Origin of the sequence: Streptomyces sp. NPDC017890 (genome assembly GCF_044328675.1) — a bacterium.
Lineage (GTDB): Bacteria > Actinomycetota > Actinomycetes > Streptomycetales > Streptomycetaceae > Streptomyces.
In genome coordinates this window covers 41693-59464 of the sequence record NZ_JBIRHU010000017.1, presented here as the reverse complement: position 1 = coordinate 59464, position 17772 = coordinate 41693, and the positions used below count along the sequence as shown (strand labels likewise).

Genomic DNA, 17772 nt, shown 5'->3' with positions numbered 1-17772 from the left:
TCACCGGATGTTCGATGCCACCACCCGCTCTGGGGGCACCGCCACGGTCTCTCCCCGGACCACCGCGACGGAGCTCGCCGCCGCAGCCGTCGGATCGTCCGCGCCGGCCTCACCGACCGGTTTCGCCGCCCGCGTGACGAGAGTCCTGCTCTCTCCGTGGTCCCGGCTCTCCCTGCTCGTCGCCCTGCTGGCCGCGTCCGCCACCGCGGTTCTGCTGTTCCAGCCGCAGCAGTTGCTGACCAACGGCTGGCCGCCGCAGCTCGGCGGTGCCGCGGCGGCCGTCGCGTACGCGGTGGCGTACGGACTGTGCACCGTCGCCTTCGTACCGCGGCCGCTGCTGAACCTGGCGGCCGGCGCTCTGTTCGGAGCGCAACTGGGCCTCGCCTCGGCCCTCGCGGGGACGGTGCTCGGCGCCGGCATCGCCTTCTGCCTCGGGCGGGTGCTGGGACAGGAGGCGCTGCGCCCGCTGCTGCGGGGCAAGTGGCTGAAGGCCGCGGACGGGCAGCTCAGCCGGCACGGTTTCCGCTCGATGCTGGCGGCACGGCTGTTCCCCGGGGTGCCGTTCGCCGCCGCCAACTACTGCGCGGCCGTCTCCCGCATGGGCCTGCTGCCCTTCCTCCTGGCGACGGGGCTCGGGTCGATCCCCAACACCGCCGCCTACGCCGTCGCCGGGGCCCGCGCCTCGTCGCCGACCTCCCCCGCCTTCCTGATCGCACTGGCCTGCATCGCCCTGCCGGGGCTGGCGGGCGCGGTGGTGGCCTGGCGCAGGCGCCACCAGCTGCGCGGGCACTGACCGGGCGTCACACCGCCTTGCCGACCCACGCCCGCGCGCGGACGACGGCCTGCCGTGACGGGCCGGACGGTGGCCCAGCGCCCTTTCACCCCGTGGCCTGGTGTTCATGAAGGAGCGCTACGCTGCCCCTCGGCACGCCTGATCACGATCACATCGCAGACAACGGTTCGGTGTGCCCATCGACCGTCTCTCGAGCGCCACTTGGACTCCGTAACCTCATGTCTTGGTTTGAATCCCTCATCCTCGGACTCGTCCAGGGGCTGACCGAGTTCCTCCCCGTGTCCTCCAGCGCGCACCTACGCCTGACCGCGGCGTTCTCCGGCTGGAACGACCCGGGCGCGGCCTTCACCGCGATCACGCAGATCGGCACCGAGGCCGCCGTTCTCATCTACTTCCGCAAGGACATCGGGCGGATCGTCTCGACGTGGACGCGGTCGCTCGCGAACAAGGAACTGCGCGGCGACCCCGACGCGCGCATGGGCTGGCTGGTGATCATCGGCTCGGTCCCGATCGGCGTTCTCGGCCTGACGCTCAAGGACCAGATCGAGGGACCGTTCCGCGACCTGCGGATCACCGCGACCATGCTGATCGTCGTCGGTGTGATCATCGGCATCGCGGACCGGATGGCCGCGCGGGACGAGAAGGGCGGCCGGCACCGCGCGCCCCGGCGGCGCAAGGACCTGGAGAACCTCAGCGTCCGGGACGGCCTGATCTACGGTCTCTGCCAGGCGGCGGCGCTCATCCCCGGCGTCTCCCGCTCCGGGGCCACCATCAGCGGCGGTCTGTTCATGGGCTACCGGCGCGAGGCAGCGGCCCGGTACTCGTTCCTGCTCGCGATCCCGGCGGTGCTCGCCTCCGGTCTGTTCGAGCTCAACGACGCGATGGAGAACGACCACGTCTCCTGGGGGCCGACGCTCTTCGCGACGGTCATCGCCTTCGCCACCGGGTACGTGGTCATCGCCTGGTTCATGAAATTCATCTCGACCAAGAGCTTCATGCCGTTCGTCTGGTACCGCATCGCGCTCGGCATCGTCATCATCGCCCTGGTCGCGACGGGTGTGCTCAGCCCGCACGCCGCGGAGTCGTCCCACTGACCGCACCCGCTCGTGTAGCCGTCCGGTAGCGCTCTGTCAGTGCTTGCCCCTAGGCTTGTCCGCATGTCCCCCGAATCCGTGACTCCTGGTTCCGCGCGGTCCGCCGCGGAGCTGAACGACAAGATTCGTGCCCTGTGGCGGCGCGCGGGCGGGTCCCTGTCGGCTCAGGAGCGTGTGGAGTACGAGTTGCTGGTGGTCGAGTGGGCGACCGCGATCCGCGGCGAGGTCATCGAGGCGGCCTGACGGCCGGGCGCCGGCGTCGGCCGGCCACCCGGCACCGTCCCGGCGTCAGCGCCCGCCCGCCACTCGCAGCACCGTCCCCGTCGTGTACGACGCGTCCGGTGACATCAGCCAGGCGATCGCCGCGGCGATCTCCTCCGCCCGGCCGGCGCGGCCCAGCGGAACGGCCGACCCCATCCGCCGCGCCCGCTCGGGGTCGCCCATCGCCGCGTGCATCTCGGTGTCCACGACCCCGGGCGCCACGCCGTTGACGCGGACGCCGTCCGGCCCGAGCTCCTTGGCCAGCCCCAGGGTCAGGGCGTCGACGCCCGCCTTGCTCGCGGCGTAGTGGACGTACTCCCCCGGGCTGCCGATGGTCGCGGCCCCCGAGGACACGTTGACGATCACGCCGCTCCCCCGCACGGTCATGAGCCGCGCGGCACGCCGGGCGCACAGCAGCACGCCCAGCAGGTTGACGTCGAGGACCCGGCGCAGGTCGGCGGTGTCGCTGTCGGCGAGCCGCCCCAGCGGGCCGGTCACCGCCGCGTTGTTCACCAGCCCCGTCACCGGGCCGAGCCGCTCCTCCGCCACCTCGAAGAGCCGGTCGACGTCGGCCTCCACCGACGTGTCCACCCGCACCGCGACCCCGCGGCCCCCCGCCTCGCGCACTCCCGCCACGACCGCGTCCGCGGCCGCCGAGTCCCGCACATAGCCCACGGCGACGTCGTGTCCGTCCGCCGCGAGCCGCAGACAGGCCGCCGAGCCGATTCCCCGGCTGCCACCGGTGACCACCGTGACGGGACGCTCCATGAGTACCTCCAGCGAGAACCAGCGAGAAGACGGGAAGAAGAGGGAAAGACCGATCGAACAGCCGAGCATTTGATCGATCATCGATCATCCTAGGGGAGATTCCTCCACCCGCCCAGGCTCCGACGACCTGCCCGTGAACCACCTGGCGGCCTCCCCCGCGGGGGACGTCCGGTGTGATCGACTGAATCCGCCCTCGCCGAGAGCGCACACTGAAGGGACCACGGGGTAGGGAGGCGCCTATGAAGACGCTCGACCGCTGGCTCGCCTCCCCGTGGCGGCGCTCGGGGGCCGCCACGGTCGTCGGCGCGCTGCCCGTGCTCGCCTTTCCGGGTCCGGCCCTGTGGTGGTGGGCCTGGGTCGCGCTGGTGCCCTGGCTGCTGCTGGCCCGAGCGGCGCCGACCGGAAAGCGGGCGGCGTACGACGGGTGGTGCGGCGGATTCGGGTTCATGCTGGCCATGCACCACTGGCTGCTGCCCAACCTGCACGTGTTCACGTTCGTCGTCGCCGCGCTGCTCGGCGCCCTGTGGGTGCCGTGGGGCTGGCTGGTGCGCCGGCTGCTGGGCGGGGCGCCCTCGGCCGGCCGGGCGGCGGCCGCGCTCGTGGTGCTGCCGTCGGGCTGGCTGGCGGTGGAACTGGTCCGCTCCTGGGAGGGGCTCGGCGGCCCCTGGGGCGTGCTCGGCGCGAGTCAGTGGCAGGTCGCGCCGGCGCTGCGGCTCGCCTCGGTGGGCGGGGTGTGGCTGCTGAGCTTCCTGGTGGTGGCCGTCAACGTCGCCGTCGCCGTGCTCGTCGCCGTCCGCCGGGCCCGGGTGCCCGCCCTGGCCGGGCTCGTCGCCACCGCCGCGGCGACCTCCGCGGCCTGGGTCTGGTCGCCGCGCCCCGATGCCGACGAGCGGGTCGCGATCGCCGTGGTGCAGCCCGGCATCGTCACCGGCCGGGACAGCGCCGACCGGCGCTTCGACCGCGAGGAGGAGCTGACCCGCCGGCTTGCCGACCGCGGCCTCGACCTGATCGTCTGGGGCGAGAGCAGCGTCGGCTTCGACCTGGACGACCGGCCCGACCTGGCGCGTCGGCTCGCGGCGCTGTCGCGGGAGACGGGCGCGGACATCCTGGTCAACGTGGACGCGCGGCGCTCCGACAAGCCGGGCATCTACAAGAGCTCGGTGCTCGTCGGCCCCGGCGGTCCATCCGGCGACCGGTACGACAAGATGCGGCTCGTCCCGTTCGGGGAGTACGTCCCGGCCCGCTCGCTGCTCGGCTGGGCGACCTCCGTCGGCGAGGCGGCGGGCGAGGACCGCCGGCGCGGCACCGAGCAGGTCGTGATGGACGTCGGGGACGGGCTGCGGATCGGGCCGATGGTGTGCTTCGAGAGCGCGTTTCCCGACATGAGCCGCCGGCTCGCCGCCGACGGCGCCGAGGTGCTGCTGGCCCAGTCGTCGACGTCGACCTTCCAGCACACCTGGGCACCCGAGCAGCACGCCTCGCTCGCCGCGCTGCGTGCCGCCGAGACCGGCCGCCCGATGGTGCACGCGACGCTGACCGGCGTCTCCGCCGTCCACGACGCGAACGGCGCACGGATCGGGTCGTGGCTCGGCACCGACGCGAGCGCGTCGCGGGTGTACGAGGTCCCGGTCACGCACGGCAGCACCCCGTACGTCCGCTTCGGCGACTGGGCGGTGCACGCGGCGCTGCTGGTCCTCGCGGCCTGGGCCGCCACCGAGGGCGTACGGGCGGTGCGGCTCAGGCGGAGCGCTCCGCCACCTCCCGCACCACCCGCTCGCACAGCTCATGGGTCTCGAGCGCGTCCCGGGCACTGAGCACCTTGCCGGCGCGCACGGCGTCGAGGAAGGCGAGCACCGCCTGCTCGATGCCGCGCTGGCGGGCCACCGGCACCCAGTCGCCCCGGCGCCGCACGGTCGGCTGGCCCTTGTGGTCGATCACCTCGGCGAGGTTGACCACCTGGCGCTTGGTGTCCTGGCCCGAGACCTCGAGGATCTCCTCCGCCGAGCCGCTGAGCCGGTTCATGACGCCGAGCGCGGTGAAGCCGTCCCCGGCGAGCTGGAGCACGACGTGGTGGAGCAGGCCGTCCTGAACGCGGGCGCGGACGGTCACGTCGTCGACCGTGCCGGGCGCCAGGAAGCGCAGCGTGTCGACGACGTGGATGAAGTCGTCGAGGATCATCGTGCGCGGTTCCTCGGGCAGGCCTATGCGGTTCTTCTGCATGAGGATCAGCTCACGCGGGTGCTCGGCGCACTGCGCGTACCCGGGGGCGTGGCGCCGGTTGAAGCCGACGGCGAGGCCGGTGTTCCGTTCCTCGGCGAGGGCCACCAGCCGCTGGGAGTCGGCGAGTTCGTAGGCGAGCGGCTTGTCGACGTAGGTCGGGACGCCGGCTTCCAGCAGGCGGGTCACGATCTCCGGGTGGACGGCCGTCGGCGCGTGCACGAAGGCGGCGTCGAGGCCCTCGGCGAGGAGCGAGCCGAGGTCGGCGTGGCGCTGCCCGTCCGCGAGGCGCAGTCCGTCGGCGACGCGGATGAGCGTCGCCGGGGTGCGGGTCTGCAGGTGCAGTTCGACCCCGGGCAGGGTGGCGAGCACCGGCAGATAGGCCTTCTGCGCGATATCGCCGAGTCCGATGACGCCGACCTTCACGGGGTGTGCTCCTCTGTCGCTCGCCGACCTGGGTCTGCCGGGAAGCATACGGCGTCCCCCACTATCGGCTTCGCTCGAGCGGGAGGGGCTCCCCCGGGGGCCGCCAGTCGGCGATGCCGTCGAAGCCGCGCAGGAAGAGGGCGGGACCGGCCTTGGACAGCGCGCCGATCACGGTGTCGCGTACGGCGATCTGGGCGCGGTTGGTCATCAGGTTGAGCCCGGCGACCCTGACGGCCCGGCGGACGACGGCGGTCGTACGCGGCAGGCGCTCGGCGGTGTAGGCGGCGAGGTCGTCGTGGTGGTGGGCGAGCACGATCGCGTCCTCGATGGCCTGGTTGCCGCCCTGGCCGAGGGTCGGCGGCATGGCGTGCGCGGCGTCCCCGATGAGGGCGGTCCGGCCCTGGTGGTGGGCGGGCAGGGGCTCGGCGATGTGGTGGACGTCGTGGCGCAGGACGTCCTCGGGGCGGGCGGCGGCGAGGACGGCGGGGATCGGGTCGTGCCAGTCGCCGTACCGGTGCAGCAGCTCGGCCTTCTCGTCGGCCGCGTGTCCGCCCGCCGGGGTGACGGCGGCGGCGTAGGCGTAGACCCGGCCGTCCCCCAGCGGGTGCGTGCCCCAGATGCGGCCCCGGCCCCAGGTCTCGTGCGAGGCGAACTCGGCGCCGGGTACCGGGATCACCACCCGCCAGGTGGTGAAGCCGGAGTAGACGGGGCCGGGGTGGTGCGGGAACAGCGTGCCGCGTACGGCGGAGCGGATGCCGTCGGCCGCGACGACCAGGTCGGCCTCCAGCTCGCCGTCGGGGGTGCGCACCCTGGCCGGCCGGTCGCGGTCGCCGGGGTCGGCGAGCGTCGCCTCGGTGGCCGTGCGGACGGCGTCGGAGGGCAGTCGCGCGGCCAGCCGGTCGATGAGGGCGGCCCGGTGCAGCAGCACCAGCGGACCGCCGAAGCGTGCCGCCGCCGCCTCGGCGCTGGACCGGGAGAGCCAGCGTCCGCCGGGGGTGCGCAGTCCTCCGTCACCCTGCCAGGCGGCGAGGTCGCGGATCTCGTCGCCGAGGCCGATGACGTCCAGGGCGCGCAGGGCGTTGGGCGACAGGGAGATGGCCGCGCCGATCGGCTGGAGGGAGGGGGCGCGTTCCAGGACGGTGACCCGCGTACCGCGGCGGTGCAGGGCCGCCGCCGCGGTCAGGCCGCCGATGCCGCCGCCGATCACGACGGCCCGCTGTGTCCGTGCCATGACTCCTCCTGGGACTCGCCACCCGCCCACTACAGATGTAGTGCGACTTGTCGCCTCGACTGTACTACAGCCGTAGTGAACGAGGTAGGTTGATCTCCATGTCCGCACGCACCGCCTCCCCCGTGCCCCCCGCCCGCGCCTCCCGGGCCGACCTCGTCGCCGACACCTCCCTCGCTCTGCTCGCCGAGCGCGGGATGCGCGGGCTCACGCACCGGGCGGTCGACGAGGCGGCCGGGCTTCCCCAGGGCTCCACGTCCAACCTCGCGCGGACCCGACAGGCGCTCCTCGAACTGGCGGTGCGGCGCCTGGCCGACCGGGAGGCACGGGTGCTGGGGCTGCACGAGACGCCCGACCCGCGCCAGGGCCTGGATGCCGTGGTGGACGCGCTCGCACTGGCGACGCACCGCGCCCTGACCCGCAACCGCGAGCTGACGCTGGCCCGGTACGAACTGGCCCTGGAGGCCACGCGCCGCCCCGAGCTGCGGGCGCACTTCGACGCGGCGGGTGCCCGCTTCCGGGAGCAACTCGGCACCATCGTCACGGCGATGGGCTCGGCCGACCCCGCCCGACACGTGCTGTCGCTGGTCGCCTGGGCTGACGGGCTGATGTTCAGCTGCGTGGCCGGGTCCTTCCACGCGGAGGCGCCGAGCCTCGATGAAGTGCGGGCGGGACTGCGCGAGATGCTGGACGGCATGCTCGGCGGCTGAAACCGCCTGGTGGGCGGAGGCCTCCGTCGGCGAGGATGCCGCCATGACGAACGAACGCCGCGAACCCGCCGCCGACGCCGACGAACGCGCCATGCTGGAGGGCTGGGTGGAGTACCACCGGCAGACCCTCGCGCGCAAGTGCGAGGGTCTCACCGATGCCCAGCTCAGGACCGCCTCCGTGGCACCGTCCACGTTGTCCCTGATGGGGCTGGTGCGCCACATGGCCGAGGTGGAGCGCAGCTGGTACCGCAGGGTGCTGGCGGACGAGGACGCGGACCCGATCTACTACAGCGACGAGGACCCGGACGGCGACTTCCGTGTGACCGAGGCGGACACCTGGCAGGAGGCCCACGCCACCTGGCAGGCCGAGATCGAGGCGGCCAGGCGCAACGCGGCCGGCATCCCCCTCGACGAACCGACCCGTGGCAGGCACCGGCGCACCGGTGAGCGGTACACCCTGCGCTGGATCCACACCCACATGATCGAGGAGTACGCCCGCCACAACGGGCACGCCGACCTGCTCCGCGAACGCCTCGACGGCGCCACGGGCGACTGACGTCACCTTCGACGGCCCCGGAGCCTCCGTACGGGGCCGGAGATCACCCGTGCGGGGCAACCTCCGCTTGTCCGGCGCCCGGGACGGGGCCCGACCCAGCAGAGTGGCGCGGGTGCATCGAACGACGACCACCGCAACGCTTCTCGTGACCGTGGCTGTCTCGGCCCTGACCGGCTGTACGACGGTCCAGGGCCCGCCCGCGGCCGACCCGTCGGCAGCGGGCGCCCACTCCTTGGCGCCGCGCCCGGAGGGCCCGGCCGAGCCGCGGGTCGTACAGGCCCCGGCCCGTGAGGCGCTGGAGATGATCGGCCCCTCCCGGCCCCCCGGCCGCGCCTCCGGCGAACCGCGCCGCACGGCACGCCCGCCCCTCCCGCCGCAGCGGAAGCCGCCGGCCGCCCGCCCCCACCCCGAACAGCAGCCGCTGCCCGACCGTTCCAAGGCACCGGAGCGCGCGCACGGGTCCGAGCGACCTCGTCTCCAGGTCCCCGACGTCGCGCGGTCGGCCGGCGGGAACGCGGACGTGTGCTCCCTCGGCAAGCAGTACGGCGGCTGGGGGCTGGGCAACCCCGAAACGGTCATCTGCGAACAGGCGTACGGCCGCTGAGTCCCCCCACGACGAGTCCGGACACCTGCCCCGGCGGCGGGGGCGGGCTACGGCCGCTGCCGCGGTGGTCCCCACCGCCCGCCGGGCCGGTCGGGCCCGTCGGGCGTGGGCCCGTCCTCGTCCAGTCGTCGCTCCAGCCGGTCGATCGCCGCGCGCACGCCATCGCCGTAGCGGTCGGAGGCGAGAACCTCGGCCGCGCCGCGGGCGCGCCGCAGGTGGACGCGGGCGGCCTCGCGATGGCCGAGCCGGTCGTAGTCGGCGGCCAGGTTCAGGTGCAGCGAGGGGTAGAGGGCACGCGCGGCGAGCGTGCCGCGGCGCCGGCCGGTGAGCCGGTCCTCCGTCAGTTCCTCGGCGGCGGAGAGCGCCCGCAGATCCCAGGCCAGTTCGTCCCCCGGGTCGTCCTGGGTGTCGGCCAGATAGTGGGCCAGGGTGCAGCGGTGGAGCGGATCGCCGTGCTCGCCGAGCTCCGCCCACAGGCCGAGGAAGCGGTGCCGGGCCTCCTCACGGTCGCCCGCGTGATGCAACATGACGACCTGCCCGATCCGCGTCAGCACGGCGTCCGGCGCCGCGTGCTCCTGTCCGTTGGCCACCGCGTCCTCCGTGCCCGTCGTCGGCTGTCTCCGACGACGCTAACGGCACATAACGGAATTCCCCGTCAGGCTGTCCGTGACGCGCGCGGGCCGGCCTCTGGGCGGTCCGGCCCGCGTTCGGGGGTCAGCCCAGGTCGGGAATGGTCCAGTCGATCGGCTCGTGGCCCTGCCCCGCGACCGCCTCGTTGATCTGCGTGAACGGGCGGGAGCCGAAGAACTTCTTCGCCGACAGCGGCGAGGGGTGCGCGCCCTTGACGACCACGTGCCGCGTCTCGTCGATCAGCGGCAGCTTCTTCTGCGCGTAATTGCCCCACAGCACGAACACCGCCGGGTCGGCCCGGCCGGCCACCGCGCGGATCACCGCGTCGGTGAACAGCTCCCAGCCCCGGGCCTTGTGCGAGTTCGCCTCGCCGGCCCGGACCGTGAGCACCGCGTTGAGCAGCAGGACGCCCTGCTTCGCCCACGGCATCAGATAGCCGTTGTCCGGGATCGGGGTGTCCAGCTCCGCGTGCATCTCCTTGTAGATGTTCCGCAGGGACGGCGGCACCTTCACGCCGGGCCGGACGGAGAAGCACAGCCCGTGCCCCTGGCCCTCGCCGTGGTACGGGTCCTGCCCGAGGACCAGCACCTTCACCTGGTCGTACGGTGTGGCCTCCAGCGCCGCGAAGACCTCCTCGCGCGGGGGGTAGACGGGGCCGTTCGCCCGCTCCTCCTCGACGAACTCCGTCAGCTCCTTGAAGTAGGGCTTCTGCAGTTCGCCGCCCAGCACCTCGCGCCAGGACTCGGGCAGCATGGCGATGTCGGTCACGTCAACTTCCTTACGCTGTGCGGTCGCTTCCAGTCCTGAAGAACCTACCGGCGAGCACTGACAACCGGAGCGCCGGACAGCGCCTACCAGCTCGTCTTCCGGTACAGCTGCCACATCATCATGATCGTCGAGGGGTCCATGGCCCGCTCCGCGCCCGAGATGTCCGTGCTGACGGCCACGTACTGCTTGCCCTGCCACAGCGGCAGCAGCCGCGCGTCGTCCACGAGGATCTGCTGGGCCCGCTCGAACTCCTTCTCCACGTTGGCGCGGTCGCTCTCCTGGCGTGAGCGCGGCAGCAGCTCGCCGGTGATCTCCGGTGCGGGGTAGGGCGTGCCGAGCGCGTTCTGCTTGCCGACGAAGGGTGCGATGAAGTTCTCCGCGTCCGGGAAGTCGGGGGACCAGCCGCGGCCGAACACCGGGTACTCGCCCTCCTGGTAGCCCGCGACGTACGTCTTCCACGGGCGGCTCTCGAGGGTGACCGTGAACAGGCCGGAGGCCTCGAGCTGGCGCTCGATCTCCTTGAACTCATGCGCCGTCTCGGAGCCGTAGCGGTCGCTGGTGTACCAGAGGGTGAGCGGCACGGGCTCGGTGATGCCGGCGTCGGTGAGGATCTCGCGGGCCTTGGGGACGCTGGGGTCACCGTAGTCGTCGAAGAAGCCCGTGGTGTGGCCGGTCAGGCCCTTGGGGACCATCGAGTACAGCGGATCGACGGTGTCCTGGTAGATCTTGTGGGCGATGGCCGCCCGGTCGATCACCTGGGCGAGGGCCTGGCGCACTTCCTTCCGGCCCGCCCACGGGTCCTCGGGGTTGAAGACGAGGTAACGGATCTCCGTACCGCTGCCCTCGACCAACTGGAGGTCCTCGTCCTTGGCGGCCCTGCCCTGCAGCGTGATGACGTCGTCTGCCGCGAGACCGCGGTAGGTGACGTGGACCTGCCCGTCGCGCAGCGCCTTCACCATGCCGGCGGAGTCCTTGAAGTAGCGGACGGTCACCGCGTCGTTGCGCCGGTCGGCGAAGCCCTTGTAGCGGTCGTTGCGGACGAGTTCGGCCCGGTCGCCCTCCTGGTACGACTCGAGTGTGTACGGCCCGGAGCCGACGACCTTGCCGTCCTCGCGCAGGGCGTCGGCCGGGTAGCCGCCGGGCTCGACGATCGACATGGCGGGCGTGGCGAGCACGAACGGGAAGGTGGCGTCGGGCTTGTTGAGGTGGAAGACCACTTCCCGCTCGCTCGGCGCCTGGACCCGTTCCAGGCTGCCGAGCAGACCGGCGGGACCGCCGTTGACGTTGATGTCCTTGATCCGGTCGATCGAGTGCTTGACGGCCCGCGCGTCCAGCCGGTCCCCGTTGGAGAAGGTCAGGCCCTCGCGCAGTTCACAGCGGTACACCCGGTTCGTGGAGTCGGTGAACGCGCACTCCTCGGCGGCGTCGGGCTCGGGCGCGGTCGCACCGTTGGGGTAGCTGAGCAGCGTCTGGTAGATGTTGCGGAACAGCTCCCACGAACCGTCCCAGGAGGCGGCCGGATCGAGAGTGCTGGGGGCGCTGGTCGTCCCCACGACGATCGGCCCTTCGTCCTCGGAACTGTCGGACGACAGAATGCCGCATCCGGTGACCAGCGACGATATGGACACGATGGCCGCCACCCGCCGCAGGCCTCGGTTCCGGTTGAACACGCGCACGCTCCTCGATCCGCCGTACCAAGGGTCGGCAGACCATACCGCAGCGCCACGCCACCTGAACCCCCTCCTGAACAGGGGTTTTGATCATTCGGCGATGACTACGTTGTCATCTCCCCACGGTCTCGAAACGCGGACACGGGCGCCGTTTCGCGTCGACGGCGCTCGTGTCCGGGTTCGTTCTCGAAGGTCGGCGGTGGCCGGGATCAGGCCACGCCGGCGTTCAGGAAGATGCCACCGTCGACCACGAGCGTCTGACCGGTGACCCAGGCGGACTGCTCCGAGGTGAGGAACGCGGCGGCGCCCCCGATGTCGGAGGGCACGCCGAGCCGGCCCAGCGGGTAGCCCGCGGCGGCCTCCTCCTCGCGGCCCTCGTACAGGGCGGCGGCGAACTTGGTCTTCACGACCGCCGGGGCGATCGCGTTGACCCGCACCCCGGGCGCGAACTCGTGGGCCAGCTGCGCGGTGAGGTTGATCAGCGCGGCCTTGCTGACGCCGTACGCGGCGATGAAGGGAGAGGGCGAAAGACCCGCGACGGAGGCGATGTTGACGATCGCCCCGCCGTTGTCCTTCTGCCAGGCGTGCCAGGTGCGCTGGGCGAAGCCGAGCGCCGAGATCACGTTGGTCTCGAAGACCTTGCGCGCGACGTTCAGGTCGAGATCGGCGATCGGTCCGAACACCGGGTTGGTACCGGCGTTGTTGACCAGGAAGTCGACGCGGCCGAAGGCCTCCATCGTGCGCTCGACGGCGACGGCCTGATGGGCCTCGTCGTGCGCCTTGCCGGCGACGCCGATGACCCGGTCGGAGCCGAGCTTGTCGACGGCCTCCTTCAGCGCGTCCTCGTTGCGGCCGGTGATGCAGACCCGGTCGCCGCGCGCGACGAGCGCCTCGGCGACGCCGTAGCCGATACCGCGGCTGGCGCCCGTGACGAGCGCGACCTTGCCGGAGAGTCCGGGGAGTTCAGTCATGTCAGTGGTCCCTAGTCCCAGTGTTCCCTAGTCTCCGCGTGCCCTAGTCGAGCGGTCCGCCGGCCACGTACAGCACCTGGCCGGAGACGAAACCGGCGGCTTCGCCGGTGAAGAAGGCGATGGCGTTGGCGATGTCGTCGGGCTCGCCGACGCGCGCCACCGGGATCTGGGTGGCGGCGGCGGCCTTGAAGTCGTCGAAGCCCATGCCGACGCGGTCGGCGGTGGCCTTGGTCATCTCGGTGGCGATGAAGCCGGGGGCGACGGAGTTGGCGGTGACGCCGAACTTGCCGAGCTCCTTGGCGAGGGTCTTGGTGAAGCCCTGCAGTCCGGCCTTGGCGGCGGAGTAGTTGACCTGCCCGCGGTTGCCGAGCGCGGAGGAGGAGGACAGGTTGACGATACGGCCGAAGCCGGCGTCCACCATGTGCTTCTGGCAGGCCTTCGACATCAGGAAGGCGCCGCGCAGGTGCACGTTCATGACGGTGTCCCAGTCGGAGACGCTCATCTTGAACAGCAGGTTGTCGCGCAGCACGCCCGCGTTGTTGACGAGGATCACCGGCGCGCCCAGCTCTTCGGCGATCCGCGCCACGGCCGCCTCGACCTGCGCCTCGTCGGAGACGTCGCAGCCGACCGCGATCGCCTTGCCGCCGACCGTGGTGATCTTCTCGACGGTGTCCTTGCAGGCCGTCTCGTCGAGGTCGATGACGGCGACGGCACGGCCCTCGGCGGCCAGTCGTACTGCGGTGGCGGCACCGATGCCGCGCGCGGCTCCGGTGACTACGGCGACCCGCTGCTCAGTGGTGGACATCTGCTGCTTCTCCTCGTCCTGGGGATGCGGCCCGTGCGGAGCGTCGCGCCACCCTCTTGGGTGAGCGACCGCTTAGTACCTTCCGCAGACGTGACGCTAGAAGCCCTGGCACCCGGTGTCAACGGGACACCGGTCCGGTGTGATCCATTACCTGGGCTCCCGGAGGCGACGCTCCCGCTCCGCTCGCCCGATCGGCCCACCGCTGCGGGCCGCGGGGCCCTCGGGCCCCTAGCGTCGAAGCGCGAGCCACTCGTGGCCGGAAAGGAGGCGTCCATGCGCCGTCACACCGGTGCAGCAGGCATAGCCGTCGCGATCGCCGCGATCGTGCCGCTGGCCATCCCCGCACATGCCCAGGACCTGGACTCGGACCTGGACTGCCGGAGCTTCACCTACCAGGAAACGGTCCAGGCCGGACTGGACAGCGATTCGGGCGACCCGGACCCGCTCTGCCCGGAGGCACTCCAGGAATACCCACGCGACGAGGGCCGACTCGACGAGGGCCCACTCATCGAGGGCGGACGGGACCAGCAACAATCCGACGAAGGCCGACCCGATCAGGAACGCCCGGAGCAGGAACGCCCCGATCAGGGAGGGCGCGAACAGGAAGGGCCCGAACAGGGAGGGCGCGAACAGGAAGGGCCCGATCAGGGAGGGCGCGAACAGGAAGGGCCCGATCAGGGAGGGCGCGAACAGGAAGGGCCCGAACAGGGAGGGCCCGAACAGGGGCGATTCGACCAGGGACAACTGGGCCAGGGGCGATTCGACCAGGGGTTTTCCGATCAAGAGTATTTCGACCAGGGGTACTTCGGCCGGGGCGACCGAGGCGACCGAGGCGACCAGGGCGGGTTCGGTGGGTTTCGGGAGGCGGACGACGGCGCGGACGACGGTGCGGCAGGCGCGGCGCCGCCGCGGCGGGCGCAGCTCCCGACGATCTCTGCCACCTCCTCGCCGCCTCCGGCCGGCACGACGCCGGCCCCGGCACCCACGACCACCCCCACCGTGACGCCGACGCTCGGCACGCAGGGCGGTCTGGGCGGCGCGTCGGGCTCCGGGCCGAGCGACTGGGACATCGGCATCGGCCTGAGCTTCGTGACCGGCGCCGCACTCGCCGCGGGCTACGTGATCAGACGCCGCCGACGCGTCTGAGGCGGATCGCGCCCGACGCACACCCGGTCGGCCGGTCAGGCCCTACCGCACCAGCAGGTCGAGGAGCCGTTCGGCCTCGGCCGCCGGGTCGGCCGTGAGACCGGTGTGGACGGGGCCGGGCTGGACGATCGTGGAGCGGGGGGCGATCAGCCAGCGGAAGCGGCGGCCGGGGTCGTCGCCGGCCGCCTGACCGGCCGCGTCCCCGCCGGTGCACACCCCCTCGACGGCACGCAGTGCGGCGCGCACGCCGGGCAGGTCCACCTCCGGGTCGAGGGCCAGCAGCCTGGTCTCGTCGAGGTGGGTGCGCGCACCCACGTAGGACTTCCCCCGGCAGTACACGAGCACCCCGGCGTTGACGCACTCCCCGCGCTCGACGCGGGGCACGACGCGCAGCAGCGCGTACTCGAAGACGTGGCGGTCGCTCACCGGTCCCCCTGGACGCGTTCGTGGATCGTGGCGGCCCTCGCGAGCAGTGGCCGGGCGTAGGCGCGCCGGAGGTCGTCGGGCGTGTCGAAGCCAGGTTCGTCCAGCAGCCAGACGTCCGGGATCTCGGCGGTGACCTCGGCGAGGAGTTCCTCGGTGACCAGGGGCGCGAGCGCGGCGGCGGCGGAGCGGACGTCCGGCGCGAAGCGCGCCAGAGCGTGGTCGGAGGCGTCGTACGGCCGGGCGGCTGAGGCCTCGGCGCCCGGCCAGTTGTGGTGCCAGATCATGGTCGCGCCGTGGTCGATGAGCCACACCTCGCCCCGCCATCGCAGCAGGTTGGGATTGCGCCAGGACCGGTCGACGTTGTTCACCAGCGCGTCGAACCAGACGATCCGACCCGCCTCCTCGGGGCTCACCTCGAAGGCGAGCGGGTCGAAGCCGAGCGCGCCGGAGAGGAAGCCCATGCCGAGGTTGGCGCCGCCGCTCGCCTTGAGCAGTTCCTGCACCTGCTGGTCGGGTTCACCGAGCCCGAGCACCGGGTCGAGGCCGACCGTCACAAGGCGCGGCACCCGGAAACCCAGCCGGCGGGCGAGTTCGCCGCAGACCACCTCGGCGACGAGCGTCTTGCGGCCCTGCCCCGCGCCGGTGAACTTCAGGACGTACGTCCCGAGGTCGTCGGCCTCGACGAGTCCCGGCAGCGAACCGCCCTCGCGCAACGGCGTGATGTAGCGGGTCGCGACGACCTCTTTCAACATCTTCCTGGGTCACTCGTCTCTTCAGTCTTGCGAAGCAAAGGGAGATCGGGGGAGGTTCGACCGGGGCCCGGTTCCCCTGTCTCCTCGGCAACGCGTCAACGGCCGATCGCCTGCTGCCCCCGGCCTGGGGCATGAAGTGAACATAGTAACCGAGGGTGATCACCGACGAGGAGTGCGCGAGCGTGCACCGACGTCACGACGGGGCCCTTCCTCCTCCAGCACGATCGAGTCGTACGTGTGCCCGGCACGGCCTCCTTCTCCCTTCGGCTCGGCATTGATTACCCGAAAGCCCCTTCCCGTCGCACGAAAGGGCAGGAGAATTGCCCGTACGACACCGAAAGGGGGCCCCTTCACGAAGACGCGCGGAGAGTTTTCCGGTAATTCACTTGCCGTCAGGAACCACCGCGACAGCCCGCCACAAACGCCCGCCCCCGGGCCTGCAGGCCCCACCCGTCACAGAACGGTCATGGATCTTCGCGAGCCGTTCACATCCAATCAATTGCCGTCCCAGCCGTTTACATGACGACTGGTAGCGTGCCCACCGTTCAACCCCCACAGAACGAAGTAATCGATCCTTGGATTTCACTTTATGACTGGTACGCCAGACGAAACCCCCACCAACACTTTCGCCCCGGGCGGGCGCCGTCGGCACCGCAGGGCCAGAGTGAGCCGCATCGGCGCGCGACGGGCCCTCGTGCTCGCGATGGCCGTGCCGGTGGCCTCCGCCACGCTGGCCGGTACCTCGGCCTTCGCCGCCGGCGGCACCACCGCGACGGCGCAGGGCATCTCGGCCGACGACCTGGCCGCCGACGACGCGCAGTTGGTCAAGAACCTCAACGAGCGCGTCGCCGACCAGCGCCTGGGCTCCGACGTCAGTGGCGTGGTCCTCGACGCCGACTCGGACACCGCCCTGTGGGACCACAACGGCTCCACCACCCTCATGCCGGCCTCCAACGCCAAGCTCGCCACGGCGACCACCGCCCTGACACTGCTCGGCGCGAACCACGAGTTCACCACGAAGGTCGTGTACGGCGACGGCACCCTCACCCTCGTCGGCGGCGGTGACCGCACGCTCACCGGCGACGACGTCGCCGAGCTGGCCAGGACGGCCGCGGACGGGCTCAAGGCCGCGGGCCTGACCGACGTCAAGGTCCGCGTGGACGACAGCCTGTTCGCCGACCCGAGCCTCGCCAAGGGCTGGAACGAGGGCTACTACCCCACCGAGGTCACGCCGGTCCGTTCCCTCGTCGTCGACGGCGCCGCCGTCGCCGACACGACCATCGACGCCGGCAACGTCTTCGCGAAGAAGCTCGCCGCGCAGGGCATCACCGTCGAAGGCGACGTCAGCCGCTCGGCGGCGAAGCGGTCCGACGTACCGGTGGCGCAGCACAAGTCGGCGCCGCTGTCGGCCATCGTCAAGCAGATGCTCAAGACGAGCGACAACAACATCGCCGAGACCCTGCTGCGGATGTCCGCCGTGGAACTGGGGAAGCCGGCCACCTTCGAGGGCGGCACCCAGCTCGTCCGCCAGGTGCTGAGCTCGTACGGGATCTCCCTCGACAACTTCGAGATGTACGACGGCAGCGGCCTCTCCCGCGCCGACCGCATCCCGGCCGCGACCCTCGCGCAGCTCCTCGACGCGATCACGGAGTCCCCCGCCCTCAGCTCGATCCTGGACGGTCTGCCGGTCGCCGGCGAGGCCGGTTCCAGCCTCGGCCCGGAATGGGGACGCTTCGACGACGCCAACTCCCAGTGCGCTGTCGGCAAGGTGCACGCGAAGACCGGCACGCTCACCGGGGCCATCGCCCTGAGCGGTGTCACGCGGACCGAGGACGGCGAGTGGAGGATCTTCTCCTTCATCGAGAACAACTCGTCGGCGGCCCCGAGCGACATCAAGGACGCCATGGACGGCCTCGCCGCCACCGTGAACGGCTGCTGGGCCTGACC

Annotated in this window: 19 protein-coding genes; 9 read left to right on the top strand and 10 right to left on the bottom strand. The window is 72.0% G+C overall.

Features of this window, described 5'->3' with window-relative positions; all coding sequences use genetic code 11:
• The first annotated feature begins 7 nt into the window (after positions 1 to 7).
• The 3 genes from ACH4F2_RS22625 (at position 8) to ACH4F2_RS22615 (ending at position 2130) form a co-directional block, all read left to right on the top strand.
• Positions 8 to 793 carry a TVP38/TMEM64 family protein gene (locus ACH4F2_RS22625; RefSeq protein ID WP_398134520.1) on the top strand — a complete coding sequence of 262 codons (786 nt, stop codon included), beginning with the start codon at positions 8 to 10 and terminating at the stop codon, positions 791 to 793.
• A gap of 218 nt (positions 794 to 1011) precedes the next feature.
• Positions 1012 to 1887: an undecaprenyl-diphosphate phosphatase gene (locus tag ACH4F2_RS22620; RefSeq protein WP_398134519.1), complete on the top strand. Its 876-nt coding sequence runs from the start codon at positions 1012 to 1014 to the stop codon at positions 1885 to 1887.
• Between the two features lie 63 nt (positions 1888 to 1950).
• Positions 1951 to 2130 carry a hypothetical protein gene (locus ACH4F2_RS22615; protein WP_398134518.1) on the top strand — a complete coding sequence of 60 codons (180 nt, stop codon included), beginning with the start codon at positions 1951 to 1953 and terminating at the stop codon, positions 2128 to 2130.
• Positions 2131 to 2175: 45 nt separating this feature from the next.
• On the opposite strand, the gene ACH4F2_RS22610 is transcribed toward ACH4F2_RS22615, so the two are convergent.
• Positions 2176 to 2916 (bottom strand): SDR family oxidoreductase, encoded by a 741-nt coding sequence (locus ACH4F2_RS22610; protein WP_398134653.1) that lies wholly within the window; start codon positions 2914 to 2916, stop codon positions 2176 to 2178.
• Between the two features lie 239 nt (positions 2917 to 3155).
• Between ACH4F2_RS22610 and lnt the strand changes: the two genes are divergently transcribed.
• The gene (gene lnt, locus ACH4F2_RS22605; RefSeq protein ID WP_398134517.1) at positions 3156 to 4730 is read left to right on the top strand and encodes an apolipoprotein N-acyltransferase; all 1575 of its coding nucleotides are present in this window, start codon (positions 3156 to 3158) and stop codon (positions 4728 to 4730) included.
• On the opposite strand, the gene ACH4F2_RS22600 is transcribed toward lnt, so the two are convergent.
• Both ACH4F2_RS22600 and ACH4F2_RS22595 read right to left on the bottom strand, forming a co-directional pair.
• Positions 4654 to 5559, bottom strand: coding sequence for a Gfo/Idh/MocA family protein (locus ACH4F2_RS22600; RefSeq protein ID WP_398134516.1), 906 nt, complete (start codon positions 5557 to 5559; stop codon positions 4654 to 4656). The two genes, lnt and ACH4F2_RS22600, sit on opposite strands and share 77 nt — an antisense overlap.
• 61 nt (positions 5560 to 5620) lie before the next feature.
• On the bottom strand, positions 5621 to 6790 hold the full coding sequence (locus tag ACH4F2_RS22595) for an FAD-dependent monooxygenase (RefSeq protein ID WP_398134515.1): 1170 nt from the start codon (positions 6788 to 6790) through the stop codon (positions 5621 to 5623).
• A 98-nt stretch (positions 6791 to 6888) separates the two neighbouring features.
• Between ACH4F2_RS22595 and ACH4F2_RS22590 the strand changes: the two genes are divergently transcribed.
• The 3 genes from ACH4F2_RS22590 (at position 6889) to ACH4F2_RS22580 (ending at position 8657) form a co-directional block, all read left to right on the top strand.
• Positions 6889 to 7497 carry a TetR/AcrR family transcriptional regulator gene (locus ACH4F2_RS22590; RefSeq protein ID WP_398134514.1) on the top strand — a complete coding sequence of 203 codons (609 nt, stop codon included), beginning with the start codon at positions 6889 to 6891 and terminating at the stop codon, positions 7495 to 7497.
• A 43-nt stretch (positions 7498 to 7540) separates the two neighbouring features.
• Positions 7541 to 8053, top strand: coding sequence for a DinB family protein (locus ACH4F2_RS22585; RefSeq protein ID WP_398134513.1), 513 nt, complete (start codon positions 7541 to 7543; stop codon positions 8051 to 8053).
• Between the two features lie 151 nt (positions 8054 to 8204).
• A complete protein-coding gene (locus tag ACH4F2_RS22580; protein WP_398134512.1) occupies positions 8205 to 8657 on the top strand; it encodes a hypothetical protein in 453 nt (150 codons plus the stop codon).
• A gap of 47 nt (positions 8658 to 8704) precedes the next feature.
• Here ACH4F2_RS22580 and ACH4F2_RS22575 read toward each other — a convergent pair whose 3' ends face one another.
• From ACH4F2_RS22575 to fabG, 5 genes are all read right to left on the bottom strand, one after another.
• Positions 8705 to 9247: a hypothetical protein gene (locus ACH4F2_RS22575; protein ID WP_398134511.1), complete on the bottom strand. Its 543-nt coding sequence runs from the start codon at positions 9245 to 9247 to the stop codon at positions 8705 to 8707.
• 124 nt (positions 9248 to 9371) lie between these two features.
• Positions 9372 to 10055, bottom strand: coding sequence for a uracil-DNA glycosylase (gene ung, locus ACH4F2_RS22570; protein ID WP_398134510.1), 684 nt, complete (start codon positions 10053 to 10055; stop codon positions 9372 to 9374).
• A gap of 83 nt (positions 10056 to 10138) precedes the next feature.
• Complete coding sequence (locus ACH4F2_RS22565) at positions 10139 to 11725, bottom strand: ABC transporter substrate-binding protein (protein WP_398134509.1); 1587 nt, start codon at positions 11723 to 11725, stop codon at positions 10139 to 10141.
• A 209-nt stretch (positions 11726 to 11934) separates the two neighbouring features.
• Positions 11935 to 12696: an SDR family oxidoreductase gene (locus ACH4F2_RS22560; protein ID WP_398134508.1), complete on the bottom strand. Its 762-nt coding sequence runs from the start codon at positions 12694 to 12696 to the stop codon at positions 11935 to 11937.
• A gap of 43 nt (positions 12697 to 12739) precedes the next feature.
• Positions 12740 to 13501, bottom strand: a complete 762-nt coding sequence (gene fabG / locus ACH4F2_RS22555) for a 3-oxoacyl-ACP reductase FabG (protein WP_398134507.1) — start codon at positions 13499 to 13501, stop codon at positions 12740 to 12742.
• Positions 13502 to 13774: 273 nt separating this feature from the next.
• On the opposite strand from fabG, the gene ACH4F2_RS22550 reads away from it, so the two are divergent.
• On the top strand, positions 13775 to 14647 hold the full coding sequence (locus tag ACH4F2_RS22550) for a hypothetical protein (RefSeq protein WP_398134506.1): 873 nt from the start codon (positions 13775 to 13777) through the stop codon (positions 14645 to 14647).
• A 42-nt stretch (positions 14648 to 14689) separates the two neighbouring features.
• Here the strand turns inward: ACH4F2_RS22550 and ACH4F2_RS22545 are convergent, their stop codons facing one another.
• On the bottom strand, positions 14690 to 15073 hold the full coding sequence (locus ACH4F2_RS22545; RefSeq protein ID WP_398134505.1) for a DUF3037 domain-containing protein: 384 nt from the start codon (positions 15071 to 15073) through the stop codon (positions 14690 to 14692).
• On the bottom strand, positions 15070 to 15825 hold the full coding sequence (locus ACH4F2_RS22540) for a HipA family kinase (protein ID WP_398134504.1): 756 nt from the start codon (positions 15823 to 15825) through the stop codon (positions 15070 to 15072). The genes ACH4F2_RS22545 and ACH4F2_RS22540 overlap by 4 nt, the downstream gene beginning before the upstream one ends.
• A 589-nt stretch (positions 15826 to 16414) precedes the next feature.
• Here ACH4F2_RS22540 and dacB point away from each other — a divergent pair.
• Entirely contained in the window at positions 16415 to 17770 is a 1356-nt protein-coding gene (gene dacB, locus ACH4F2_RS22535) for a D-alanyl-D-alanine carboxypeptidase/D-alanyl-D-alanine-endopeptidase (RefSeq protein ID WP_398134503.1), read from the top strand.
• Positions 17771 to 17772: the final 2 nt, after the last annotated feature.